Consider the following 13090-nt stretch of genomic DNA (forward strand, 5'->3'; position numbering starts at 1 on the left):
CATCTTATTTAATCCCCGAATGCGCCATCGTCGCGATGACTTTGCGCTGGGAAACGATAAATACGATCAGAGGCGGGATAAACATGATGAGTGCCCCGGCCGCTGCGGCGCCCTGTCTGGCTACCGAGTTGGCTAGACCGGATGTCAAGGTGCTCATGTAGAAAGGCAGCGTCTTCATCGAATCTTCCTGCATGAACAAGGTCGAAGTCTCCGTATTCCCCCATGCGGATTGGAATGCAAGAATGGAAATTGTTGCAATCGCAGGCGAAACAACCGGGATGACGATGCGCAAAAAGATCGTAAATTCGCGTGCTCCGTCAATTTTAGCCGCTTCCATCAAGTCGTTCGGGATCTGGTCCATGAACTGTTTCAACAGAAAAACGCCGACCGGCAAGGCGACTAGCGGAAGCACGTGTCCAAGGTATGTATTCATGATGCCAAGGCTTTGGATCACGATAAAACGCGGAATCGCAACCGTCTCGGATGCAAACAGCAAAGCCAGCATAATGAGACCGAGCACGATTTTGGATCCCGGAAAAGGATGCTTCGACAGCGGATAGGCGCACATGGCGCCTGTAACGACCATCGCTACGGTAGATAGAAATGTCACCACGATGCTGTTAAATATGTAGCGTGCCACCGGAACAATGGTGGATTCCGTCATCGCAAGCAATTCCGTGAAATTGCTCGTCGTCGGTTCCCTTACGATAAAGGTCGGCGGGAATAGAAACAGCTCATGCAACGGCTTGAACGCATGGTTAAACAAATAGACAAGAGGAAGAAGCATGAATACTGCAAGCGGCAACAGACAAATGGCAATCCAGATTTGCGCTCGCTCAAGCATTCGGATTGCAAGCACAAAATCTTTCCATTTTACGGTCAGTTTTCGCTTCATCAAAGCGATACGGGATTCCCGCATTATTCATCCTCCTTCGGCGCAAACAAGAAACCAAAAAATTTACTGAGCACGTAACACAATAGAAGAACGAAGATGGATATGGCGCTGGCATAACCAAGCTCGAACCGGATAAATCCATAGTCGCCGATATGATCGAGCAATAACTGACCGGAATAGTTCGGCGTCGGGTTGCTGCCCGACAATTGAACGCCGATGCCGCCGGATTTAATCGTATGAACGATCGCCATAATGGCCGCGAACATCATCTGCGGTTTCATCATCGGCACGGTAATGTACCATACTTCCTGCAGACGGCTTGAGATCCCGTCGATCCTTCCCGCTTCGTACAACTGTTTATCCACGTTGAGGATACCGGCCAAGATGGCCAAGAACCCGATCCCCATCGATGACCAAATCGAAATCACGATCATAATGTTGAGCAAATAATCTTTATCGAGCAAAAAATAGATCGGCTTATCGATAAGTCCCCACTTGAGCAAGAAGCTGTTAATATACCCCGAGCGGTCCCCGGTAAACATGACCGTCCACACGACGGTCATCGCAACGCCGGCGGACAACGACGGCGCGTACATCGCAAGCGCGTACCAGGTACGCAGCGTATTCGGCAGTTGAGCGATCAACCAGGCCAGCAAGAAGGCAAGAACGTAACCGACCGGTCCGACGAATACGGCGAATTTGAACGAGTTCGGCAGTACGTGCTGCAGGAAGATAACGTCTTGCGAGAACAGGTTCTGATAATTAAGCCAGCCTCGCCATGACGGGAAGTCAAAGGCGTTAAAGTAAGTGAAGCTAAGCAGAATGCCGGCAACTACGGGAATCAGAATAAAAATGACGAACATCGCCATAAACGGCAATATAAATGCATACGACAAACGATATTTCCATATTTCTTTCATCAAAAATTGCAATCGCTGCGAAAGATTCGGCTTCGTTCCGGATTTAGCCGGTGAAATATTCTGCTTCTCGGAAAGGATTGTCGTATTACTTGTCATTCTGCATCGCTCCTTTCCACGGTTCCGTAATACGTATAACATCAAGTTTCTTCAATACATTTCCTTGTTCATCGACAAAATTGAATTCTTGCTGCTTGCGCTTCATTTCGCGGTTGATTTCTTTAATCGCCTGCTCGAGCGCAATCCGCGGATTTTTTTGATCAATGGCTACTTTGTTCCAGGCAAATCCGAGTTCACGCGCCGTCATATATCCGCCGGGAACGTTCGGATATTCTTTAATCCATTGCCATTGATCGAGAATCACGCCCAGGTCGTCGGATTTCCAAGGCATATTCTTGAACGCTTGAATATTAGCCGAGTTCCAGCGGAAGGTTTCGCCGCGATATTGCTCCAGGTTAAGGCCGAACTCTGTCTGAATGTCATCGGACATGTACCATTTCATAAATTCCCACGCCAGCTCGCGTTTTTCCGGAGGCGTATCGTTGAACATTACGTTTGCCGTTGGCGCTCCGCCTGCAGCCCACCTTGCAATGGTGCCGTCAGACTGTTTGGTGCCAGGTATTGGCGCAATGCCCCACTCGTTCATAATTTCCGGCGCCGCAACAAGCAATTGCATATAGGTGTTGAAGTCGCCGATTCCGATCGGCAATGTGCCGTCTCTGAACTGTTGATAGAAACTATTGACTTGACGTTCCAATCCGTAGACATTGTACAAGTCCGTCCATTTTTTGAACGTTTCGAATGCTTGCGGCTCGTTCAGCGCGCTCGACAGTCCGTCCTTCGTATACAGCTCTACGTTATTCTGGAAGAAGAAGTACGAGTAGTTGTCCGGCGGCACATAAAAGTTGGCTTCGTTCTGAAGCAGCGTCGGCAGCATCTTATAGACGTCGTCCCAAGTTTGCGGCACGGTCAAACCAAGCTGCTTCAAAATATCTTTTCGATAGAACATAATATTGAAGTTATTCGTTTCCGGAATGCCGTAGATCCCGCCGTCATAACGATAAGGCTGCATAATGCCCGGATGGAACTTGTCGATCAACTGCTGCGAGTCCGGGAACTTCGAAAAATCGTAAATCGCGTTCCGTAACGCGTAATCAAAAATCGACGTGCTGGACACCCCGATCGCAATATCCGGCAAAATGCCCGCAGCTTTGCCAAGAACGATCAAATCGGGGGACTGAATCAAATTGATGCGTACTTTAATGCCGTGCTCCGGCGTAAACCGTTCGTTGGCCAGCTGCTGCAGCTCATCGACGTAATCTCGGCCTTTGAACATCCAAATGTTGAGCTCATGTTCATCTTGCTTATTGAGTTGGTTCTTGTTCGTAAACGAGTAGAACGTCGTTGCGATCGTATTCCATATTTTTTCGAAGAAGTTCGATTCCATCCTAGGCAAATCCGCGTCCGGCCCCGCTACATAAATCCGATCGATCTGCAGCGGAGTATCCGTCAAATCTTTGCGCTGCGTCTCAACCTTCTCTTGCAGCGTCCCGATTGTCAATTGACTATATGGAATTTCGTTTGGATCTTCGAGCAAATCCTCCAAATCTTTGGCGCTCGTTTTAAATGCTTGCGACACGTTGTCGGTCACTTGATTAATCGCCAGCATCTGGTCCGTCAATTGCGCAAATTGCGTCTTCAGCGCTTCCAGTCTTTCCTTGATCCCCGGTATATCTTTATCGATATTCCACACCCGGTAAGGGTCGCTGCTGTTTCCTGTAGCGATGCGCAGCTCTCTGCCGACATCCCGCAGCTCCTTGGAAATTTGGTCAACTTGGACGATGATCGGCACGTAAGGCTCGTACGTCGCTTCCATTTTGATCGAATGCTTTCCTTTGGTGAAAAAGAACTCATAAGGTTCGCCTTCCGAATTTTCCAAGGTGATTCCTTTCCAATCGCTGCTGTAAGGGAACTGCACGTTTTTCATTTCATTAAAAGGAATTTTTCCGTCGATATATAGATTGCGGAAGATCGATAAATTTTTGCGCAAGCTTTGCTTCGCGCGCAACGTCAAATTGTAAACGCCGTCTTCCGGTGCTTCGAATTCCCAAGTTATCGCTTGACCGCCTTCATCCCATCCATAACCGCCGATCGTATTGTACCGAACCAGGGAAAGCGACGCCGGCTCCGTAAGCGGACTGCGGTCATATTGCGTTTGAATGGAAGAAGAGTTTTTATAACTGAACTGCTCGCCTTCGATTGCAATAACTTCTTTGTTTCCGTTTCCGGAAGCTTTAGGGTACGATTTTTTCACGTCTTCGTAGGACGGAAGGAGTACCGGAGCTTTCAGGCGGAAAGCTTTTAGCGCCACCGGCTCGCGAGTCGCTTCGATACGAATCGTATTTTTCCCTTTATTCAAATGCCATAACAGCGGTCTGCTGTACGCTCCTTCCGAATCGCGGAATGATGCAGTTTTCCAGCTCGTTTCCTCGTCGATCAAAGAACGAAGCTGATTGCCGTCATCATCGTATCTCACGGGCTTCACATCAGCGAATTGCCGCTCAAGCGAAATGGAATGAGCTTCACGAAACGGGAATTCGCCATTGATCTGGATGCTCATCCAAACAGACTGCCTATGACCCCCATCTGAGGTTATATATGGAAAATAGTCGGTTTCCAGCTCATAAATTCCTTCTTCATCTGTATTGACTTCGTACTCTACCCAACCTTTGGGCTTAGACCATAAAAGAACATTGTTTTCCCCTTGATAGGAGCCGACCGAAACTCCGGCATCATCCGACTTCGCACGGAAAGCTTTCGCTTCAATATTGATTTCTTTCGTTCCAAGCGGAACTTTGTCCTGTTCCCACTTGTTCGCCATCGAATAGAAATAGGGCTCGTGATTCGAAAAATCTTGAAAGACGATATCTTCACTGCTCTTATCGGCAGTTTTTTGCTCACCTTGCGCATGACCCGATAACACCGGAACACCTGTTAGGGCTACAGCTAAGATAAGGAGTAACAATCGCTTAACATTACGAATTCCCCTCTTCATCATTCGAGCCCCCATTACTCAGTTAATAAAACACCTGTATCTTTATGGAAAAACAGTGCCTTGTTCATGTCCACGGCCACGGAAGCTTTCATCCCGTCATCAAAGTGATACCGGGGGTGAGCGCGAGCTACAAGGTTTTTCTCCATTCCAATATCCATATGATAATACCGGTCCGAGCCGACAAATTCGCTTAATTCCATCGTTCCGTTAATCATCGCATTCGGATACGCTTCCAACATGATCTGTTCGAAGCTGATATTTTCCGGACGTATACCCAAAATGATTCCTTTGTCCACCAAATTCAAATGTCTTAACGTATGGGCTTGTTTCTCGGTTAACCTCAGCGCGAAACGGTTCGTATGGAATTCAAGTTCCCCGCCGTGCTCTTCCAATCTTCCATGAACGAAATTCATCGGAGGATTGCCGATAAAATTCGCGACGAACAGATTCGCCGGCTGATTATATACTTTCTCGGGCGTATCCACTTGTTGAACGATCCCTTTCTCCATGACGACGATGCGATCGCCCATCGTCATCGCTTCAATCTGGTCGTGCGTTACATAAATCGTCGTGACGCCGATTTTTTTATGAAGACTAATGATTTCCGAACGCATTTGTACGCGCAGCTTGGCATCTAGGTTGGAGAGAGGCTCGTCCATCAGAAACGCCTGCGGCGTACGAACGATTGCCCGGCCAAGCGCAACCCGCTGGCGCTGACCGCCGGACAGCTCCCGAGGCTTGCGATCCAGGAAATTTTCAATTTCCAGCACGCGCGCAGCCCGTTTCACGGATAGATCGATTTCATGCTTCGGAAGCTTCCTCATCTGCAAGCCAAAAGCAATATTTTCGTAAACGGACATGTTCGGATACAGCGCATAGTTTTGAAAAACCATCGAAATATCGCGGTCTTTGGGCGGCATATCGTTCACGATCGTATCGCCGATATAAATTTCGCCTTCCGAAATATCCTCTAATCCCGCAAGCATCCGCAAGGTCGTCGACTTCCCGCACCCTGAAGAACCAACAAAAACTAGAAACTCCTGGTCCTCTACGGTCAGGTTGAAATCTTTCACCGCATACTCTTTATATTTTCCGTAGCGTTTATGAACATGATGAAACATAATTTTCGACAATGGATGTTCCTCCCTTGCTTTATGTATACTCCTATAGAGTCATGATCAACATGTTTGTTTGGTTTGACATAGCTGCTGCATGAAGGCGAGTTGTATTGCGCCAAAAACAACTGCGCATACCGGTATGGCAGCCATGACGGCAACCGGGCTCCATACCCGGTGCAGCAATAAGCTAATCGTGCCCGACACAATGAACAATACGGCCACGAGAACCGACGTCTTGAGGCTTGAAGTCTGAAAATAGCGACGGCTTTGACGAAAAGCCGCATCGACATTCAGTCGGTCGATCACGATACAATATTCCGCATAAATATACCGAATCCGAAGAATGACAAATATAACGAGGGATAGAAATAACCCAATGACGTTAAATAACGCAACCAACAGTGTAGTCAAAGCCGTTTTGGCTGCCGTAAAAATCAGAAACATGAATAGGAAGCGGACCCAGTGGCTTTTCCCGTCTTTCATAAATTGTCGCAATGAAATCGGCTGCCCTTGGGCTACGTTGCGCAGGGAGGCAATATATCCTCCTTGAGCAAAAGCCATGGCTAACAGCATGGCCAGCACGGCAATCCATGCGCTTCCCGGAACCGTCCCCCCCATAAACTGCAGTTGGTTAATGAACTGCGGGATATTGCTGACATAACTAACCGATGGAAGCCCCATCTCAAGAATAAGACGATAGGATAATGACGGTCCGCCGATAAAACCAACAATCATGAGTCCCGCGATAAAAGATAGACCATCCAATACGATCGGGTATATCAACAACAGCGGATTTCTGAACAGCAAGCCTAATGATTGTTTCAGCATGATGATTACCTCCGACACGGCTTGGATTGCATGTTCGCTGCCGCCAGCCCGGTGTTATAATGCGAACGTCTCCAGTGAATCTTTGTACTTTAAGAGCTGCCCGGGGGGGTCCCGGACAGCCCTTATTATTATTGCTGCTTCTCAGCAAGCACCTTATTAATTTCCTCTTCCGCTTCTCGTAAAGCCGTGTTCAAATCTTTGCCGGCCAAATACTCGTCGAATTTTTTATTCGCTAGGCCCATGCCGTCTCCGTTGTATGGGGAGAATACAGGTGCCGGAGCAGGCTTGCTTTTGAATACGCCGGCGATATTCTTACCTTTGATATATTCGCTGTCGGCGCCGAAAGCATTCTGAACGTCCGGATTGGTCAGAGCCGTTACGCGCATCGTCTTCGAAGTGCTAAGCTTCTGAACTTCATCGGATGTGATGACGCTGATCGCTTTCATCGCTTCATCCGGGTGCTCGCACGTGCTGTTGATCGTCAGGATGTGCGCGTCAACCATGCCGTATGTATTTTCATGGCCAGGGTAGCTAGGGTATTGAACAACGTCCCAGTTCGTAAATCCTTGTTTGGACATTTCAACGAGATTCGGGAAAATGTTGAAGCCAGCGAACATGGCGCCTGTCTTATCGAGGAACGCCCATGCTTTATCCTTCTCATTGCCCGGAATTTTATAGATGTTGTAAGCCGCTTGGAATACTTGCTTCCACTCATCGTTATTGATGCTGGCTTTATTCGTCTTCGCATCAATCGTAGTAATGCCTAACGGGAAAGACATCCGTTCCAAATGCTCAGGGCTTAGACCGCTATATTGCGTTCCGTCAACTTTGCCTGTAACTTTTTTGGCGAGTTCCGTTACTTGATCCCAAGTCATTCCGTCTGTCGGATACTGAACGCCGAATTTATCGAAAATTTCCTTGTTATAATAAAGCGCATTCAATTGCATCGCAAAAGGCAATCCGTACAACTCGCCGTTATCCGATACGCTTTTAACCGTATCGATAACGACCGGCTCGAAACGATTAACGTCTACGCCTTGCTTCTCCATGTAAGGAGTAATGTCCTGGAACATTTCAAACCGCTTCACGGAAGGCATGGCGCCGTTCCAGATCAACATCATGTCCGGCGTGTTCTTCGCAGCGATCAGCTCTTCCAGTCCCGCTCCATCCGGACCTTTGAACAATTCTACGGTAATGTTCGGATATTTTGCTTTAACCGGGTCCGTGAACAAAAGCTTGAAATCTTCTTCGCTAATTCCTACAGATACCGGCATTACGGTAAGTTTAACCGGTTTCGCTTCTTCCGCTGGTTCAGACGTTTTTTCAGTTGCAGCATCCTTATCCGTTGTTTGCTCTTTATCGTTTGTGTTACCGGATGATTGCTTTGAATCATCTGTTTTGCCGGAACAAGCAGTCAGGAAAATGAACATCAGGATCAGTAGAATGGATAATGTCTTTTTCATAAGAACACCCCTAGTTTAAAATGGTCATTCACAAGACATCATGCTAAAAACGTGATACCATGAAGATTCATGATAACGCTGTCAAGTAAACGTTATCATTTTCGAAATAAAGAAGTCTCCTCTCTTTTATATGTTGTTTGCTTGGAACTATATTGTCAGTATAATAGAACAATCAATAAAGATAAATTGTTCTATCTTGTTAATAATAGAACGATATTGACCTTTGAGGAGTGTTGCCAATGTTGCTTAGACATGCCTTTATACCTATTCTTTCTGAGCACCCTTTTTTTTGTTTGCCTGAATCGGTCGGTTGGTATAACCAGTGGCCGGGACATTTTGTGGGACGCGACAAGGGAGAATGGAATACATTCAGCATTCACGTCGTTGTTGACGGGCAAGGATACGTCGTTGTTGACGACCGTCAGTACACGCTGGTCAAAGGAGATTGTTATCTTTATTTCCCGAACCAGCGCCAATTGTACTACAGCAGCAAAGATGACCCGTGGGAACTACGGTGGGTGCATTTTTACGGAGGACCTGAGTTAACGCAATTTCTGATTGATCGGGGTTTCCACCGTTCGTCTTTATGGACGCTCAAAGATTCGAGTTCATTCGAACAACTGTATCATGCTCTGCTCACGGAAGCTGAAGAAGACCACGAAACTCGTCATTACAGCCGATTATCCTATTTGACTTATGGGATTATTGCAGAATTTGTTAGCAACGCAATCCCATTAGCGGTAAATAAAGGATCGGAGGTGACAGACCGGCTGCTTAAGCTGCTTCCCGAAATTCAGAAACAAGCGCATCTTCCTTTTATTCTTGAAGAATGGGCCGAGAAAGCGGAGATTAGCCAGTATTACTTCTGCAGACTTTTTCGCAAATTGACTCAGCTCAGTCCAGTGGAATTCGTCACGTTATGCAGATTGCAGAAGGCGAAGCAATTGTTGATCGAGAAGAAGGATTGGTCGGTCAAACGAATCGCGATCGAGTCTGGTTATATCAATGCGAATTATTTCAACAAAAAGTTTCTGGCTCATGAAGGGATGACACCGACCGAATACAGGGATAAGCATTAGGCAAGCTGAGGGTAATCATATGTGGAGACGTCAAAAAGAGGGGATACGGCCTATAATCCGATCCCCTCTGAACTCCAAATTGCCGGAAAAACCGTCAAAACTTCCTGTCATTTCGCTAAAAGTCGATCACATTACCTCAGGGGTGATGCTTCGGCCGAGCTCCGAGCTCTGCGAGGCGCCTTCTAAGATACTGACCACACGCAGCGCTTGCTCGGGTTTTACGATCAGTTCCTCGCCCATAAGCAAATGATCGGCTACGTTCCAATAATATTGTTTCCAGTCCGATCCGAACATCCGATCAATCTTGCTATACTGGCGAACGCCGTTCACCGTGCTCGTCAAATAGATCTCGTCCTGTGCGTTCACTTCAATGCTGCCCTTCGTGCCGAGAATTTGCCATTTCGGCCGTTTGACCGCTGCGATGGAAGACATCATGATGTCGACCGTCGTTCCGTTTTTGAACTTGATATTGATTTTGCCGTGATCTTCGTTCGTTACCGCATGCCATACTCTTTTCTGGAAATCGCCCATCAGCTGCGTCATCTCGGAAGGAATCAAATTCAGAATCCAGTCGATGATATGCGCTCCCCAATCGTACATGACGCCGCCGCTGACGGCTTTGTCGGAGCGCCAGTTGAAGCCCGGCTGATGGTAGCCTACGGATGAGTAGTCGATATGGAACACGTCGCCGATCAATCTTTTGTTTAGCAGCTCGCGGATCGTCATAAAGTCATCATCCCAGCGCCGGCAATGAAAGACGGACAGCATGACCCCTTTCTCACGCGATTTCTCGATCAATGCCTTTCCTTCGGCTACCGTCAGGCAAAACGGCTTTTCCAAGACGACATGCTTGCCGGCTTCAAGACATTTCATCGCAAGCGGTGCATGCAGATGATGCGGCAAAATATTAACGACAAGATCGACTTCATCCATTGCCAGCATATCATCCAGATTGGTAAAATACCCCTTCAAGCCGGGAAACTGCTCCTTCGCCGCAGCCACTCTGTCCGGCGATGCATCGCAAACCGCAACCACTTCCATGCCTTCGGTTTGCCCGATCCAGCTCGCATGACCGGCACCCATATTAAACGACGGGCCGAATCCGAGCAAGCCGCAGCGGATTTTGCCGGACGACTTCTCCTCCCCGGCGCTCCAACGGATTGCGCGCAGCAGCATCTTCTGAAACTCGGGATGGCTCCATGCTTTTAAGTCATGGCCATTCGCCAAATAAGCGACCCGGCCTTGACCGTATGATTTCGTATAAGCGAGCGGCAGCTTCCTGCCTTGCCAGTCCGTGTCTGCAAGCACCGTCACTTTCGACGGATCGTAGCTTTGCAAATGATACATTTCGTCCGCGATCGTAAACGAATCCATCCTTGTCGTAATGAGATGATCGGTGTTTACGATATTCACCTTAAAGCTGTGATGGTCCGGATGCGTCAAAAACTCGCAGCCCAGCATATCGATATACCGGCGATTGCCTCTGAAGCTGTCAGCCGCGGAATGAACGCCGACAAAGCCGCCGCCGTTCTCGATGAATTGGAGCAGCCCCTGTTCCCGCTCCGGCGTCAGCTCGTCGGCAAACCCGGTTGTGTACACCACAATGGCGGCGTATTTTCCTTCAGGCAAACGGGTCAGCATATCAAGATCGGAAGTGGTCTCAAGACAATATCCTTCCCTTGAGCCTAGCAAATTTCCAAGCAATTCTCCGGCCGCTTTCGTCGGGTGAAAGTCAGGGCCTCCGTAAAGATATAATATGTTTTTCACGTGTTAACAACCTCCCGTATTTAATTAAATAAGTGAAGCTCCCCTGGGAGCTTTCAGCAGATTCAGTTCTGAGTTATCTGATCCGGTATCGGTCGAACATGGCTGGAATGACCTCTGTGGAAGCACCCGGCATTTGCGGCAGCACGTAATGCCCATTCTTCACAGTCGCCGGCTCTATAAAAATATCGCGTATCCACGGGATGTATTCGAGCATGATTGCATTAGACGTGGCTGCGACGAGATGCTGATGGATTTGACCCATATCGCCGACATGCGGGCAAACCGGCAAATCGTAAGCGGCGGCAAGGCCGGCCACTTGAAGCCATTCGGTAATGCCCGCTACACGGGTGACATCGACTTGTACATATTCAACCGCGCCGCTATGGATGTAATCACGAAACGCATATTTGTTGTATACGTGCTCTCCGAGCGCGATCGGTACATTCAATTCGTCGGCAAGTTTGCGATGACCCAAAATATCGTCCGGGTTGAGCGGTTCCTCCAGCCAGAACAAATCAAACTCCTCCAGCTTCTTGCCCCACGTCATCGCCGTATTGATGTTCCACTGCTGGTTGACATCGATCATCAGAATAATGTCTTCGCCGATCGCTTGGCGCACGGCCTTCACTCGATCGTAGTCTTCGCGGGAATCGGATTTGCCCACCTTCATCTTGACTCCGGTAAAGCCGGATTCAACAATTTCGTTAACATCCCGGATCAACTGTTCTTTGCTCCAGTTGAGCCATCCGCCGTTCGTATTATAAGCTTTGATCTGCTTCGATTTATGCCCGCCTAGGTATTGCCAGAGCGGCTTGTTCGCCGCTTTGGACATAATGTCCCACAAGGCGATATCGACAGCGGCCAAAGCCATGTGGGTTATGCCGGCGCGACCGATCCAATGCATCTTGCCGAAACGCAGCTCATCCCAAATTTCCCGAACCATGTACGGGTCTTTGCCGATCAAGATCGGCGCGTAATACCGCTCGATCGTCTCAACGATCATGTCGTCCCCGTGGGCGCAAGTGCCCGTATAGCCGTAACCGATAAATCCTTCGTCGGTATAAATGCGAACGCCGGCAAGCCCCCAGTGGGTGGCGACGTTGATCGCATCTGTAATCGGCGGGGTAATCGGCACGTGCAGGACAAAGCTTTCGACCTTCGTAATTTTCATCCTCATTCTCCTCTTCTTTCGATCATGCTCTAATAACCTAACATTGCTCCGCCTTCAACGGGCAAAGCAATGCCGGTTATAAAACTCGCATGTTCACTTGCAAGAAAAAACGCCGCGTCGGCAATTTCCCGCGAAGATGCGGGACGGCCGAGCGCATGCATGTCATTCAGCGATTTACGGGCTGTTAGCGGATCATCTTGCTGCAGCACCCATTTCTCAAGAAGCGGCGTTATGACACCCGCCGGGCAAATGCAGTTGACGCGTATGCCGTCGGCAGCATAATCGAGCGCCAGCGCTTTCGTCATGGCGATGATGGCTCCTTTCGTAGCGGCGTAGGCCGCATTCTGCCGCTGCCCGATCATGCCGTTCAGCGAAGCCATATTGACGATGCACCCGCGATTTTTACGCAGTTCGGCGATCGTATGCTTTGTCATCAGATACACGCTTTTGAGATTGACGGCGACGAGCCGATCCCACTCATGCTCTGCCACCTCCTCAATCGCCTTTGGCAATATCGTTGCCGCATTGTTCACCACCACGTCGATCCGCCCATACTTCGTCACGACGAACGCCACAAAAGACGCCACCTCGTCTTCCGACGACACGTCCGCTTTTGCGAAAATCGCAGCTTGCGGGCCGTACGTATCACAAAGCTGTTGCACGACACGGTTACCTTCCTGCTCATTCACGTCCAATATGGCCACCTGAGCTCCGGCAGCTGCAAACGTCCGGGCAGCCGCTTCGCCGATGCCCGACGCTCCGCCTGTAACAATGACGGTTTTTTGAAAAAAATGCAC

The 13090-nt window shown here is 48.7% G+C and carries 10 protein-coding genes; 1 reads left to right on the top strand and 9 read right to left on the bottom strand.

Translation table 11 applies throughout. The features are described 5' to 3' along the window. Window positions 1-4 precede the first annotated feature (4 nt). From AC0LWM_RS02820 to AC0LWM_RS02845, 6 genes are all read right to left on the bottom strand, one after another. On the bottom strand, window positions 5-844 hold the full coding sequence (locus tag AC0LWM_RS02820) for a carbohydrate ABC transporter permease (RefSeq protein WP_474673543.1): 840 nt from the start codon (window positions 842-844) through the stop codon (window positions 5-7). Between the two features lie 74 nt (window positions 845-918). Continuing rightward, a complete protein-coding gene (locus AC0LWM_RS02825; RefSeq protein ID WP_474673375.1) occupies window positions 919-1911 on the bottom strand; it encodes a carbohydrate ABC transporter permease in 993 nt (330 codons plus the stop codon). Next, on the bottom strand, window positions 1901-4795 hold the full coding sequence (locus tag AC0LWM_RS02830; protein ID WP_474673376.1) for an extracellular solute-binding protein: 2895 nt from the start codon (window positions 4793-4795) through the stop codon (window positions 1901-1903). The genes AC0LWM_RS02825 and AC0LWM_RS02830 overlap by 11 nt, the downstream gene beginning before the upstream one ends. Before the next feature lie 86 nt (window positions 4796-4881). After that, window positions 4882-6000 (bottom strand): ABC transporter ATP-binding protein, encoded by a 1119-nt coding sequence (locus AC0LWM_RS02835; RefSeq protein ID WP_474673377.1) that lies wholly within the window; start codon window positions 5998-6000, stop codon window positions 4882-4884. A 45-nt stretch (window positions 6001-6045) separates the two neighbouring features. Continuing rightward, window positions 6046-6813: a hypothetical protein gene (locus AC0LWM_RS02840; RefSeq protein WP_474673378.1), complete on the bottom strand. Its 768-nt coding sequence runs from the start codon at window positions 6811-6813 to the stop codon at window positions 6046-6048. A gap of 128 nt (window positions 6814-6941) precedes the next feature. Beyond that, complete coding sequence (locus AC0LWM_RS02845; protein WP_474673379.1) at window positions 6942-8276, bottom strand: ABC transporter substrate-binding protein; 1335 nt, start codon at window positions 8274-8276, stop codon at window positions 6942-6944. 239 nt (window positions 8277-8515) lie between these two features. Between AC0LWM_RS02845 and AC0LWM_RS02850 the strand changes: the two genes are divergently transcribed. After that, window positions 8516-9355: an AraC family transcriptional regulator gene (locus AC0LWM_RS02850; protein ID WP_474673380.1), complete on the top strand. Its 840-nt coding sequence runs from the start codon at window positions 8516-8518 to the stop codon at window positions 9353-9355. A 126-nt stretch (window positions 9356-9481) separates the two neighbouring features. Here the strand turns inward: AC0LWM_RS02850 and AC0LWM_RS02855 are convergent, their stop codons facing one another. The 3 genes from AC0LWM_RS02855 to AC0LWM_RS02865 form a co-directional block, all read right to left on the bottom strand. Beyond that, entirely contained in the window at window positions 9482-11122 is a 1641-nt protein-coding gene (locus AC0LWM_RS02855) for a ThuA domain-containing protein (RefSeq protein ID WP_474673381.1), read from the bottom strand. Between the two features lie 73 nt (window positions 11123-11195). Beyond that, window positions 11196-12293, bottom strand: coding sequence for a mandelate racemase/muconate lactonizing enzyme family protein (locus AC0LWM_RS02860; protein ID WP_474673382.1), 1098 nt, complete (start codon window positions 12291-12293; stop codon window positions 11196-11198). Between the two features lie 29 nt (window positions 12294-12322). Next, a complete protein-coding gene (locus AC0LWM_RS02865; protein WP_474673383.1) occupies window positions 12323-13090 on the bottom strand; it encodes an SDR family NAD(P)-dependent oxidoreductase in 768 nt (255 codons plus the stop codon).

The organism is Paenibacillus sp. sgz302148 (assembly GCF_056120465.1).

What these genes read in the sequence shown, in the direction of transcription:
- AC0LWM_RS02820 (WP_474673543.1), bottom strand. Translation starts at nt 844, where the DNA reads ATGCTTGAGCGAGCGCAAATCTGGATTGCCATTTGTCTGTTGCCGCTT.
- AC0LWM_RS02825 (WP_474673375.1), bottom strand. Translation starts at nt 1,911, where the DNA reads ATGACAAGTAATACGACAATCCTTTCCGAGAAGCAGAATATTTCACCG.
- AC0LWM_RS02840 (WP_474673378.1), bottom strand. Translation starts at nt 6,813, where the DNA reads ATGCTGAAACAATCATTAGGCTTGCTGTTCAGAAATCCGCTGTTGTTG.
- AC0LWM_RS02845 (WP_474673379.1), bottom strand. Translation starts at nt 8,276, where the DNA reads ATGAAAAAGACATTATCCATTCTACTGATCCTGATGTTCATTTTCCTG.
- AC0LWM_RS02850 (WP_474673380.1), top strand. Translation starts at nt 8,516, where the DNA reads ATGTTGCTTAGACATGCCTTTATACCTATTCTTTCTGAGCACCCTTTT.
- AC0LWM_RS02860 (WP_474673382.1), bottom strand. Translation starts at nt 12,293, where the DNA reads ATGAAAATTACGAAGGTCGAAAGCTTTGTCCTGCACGTGCCGATTACC.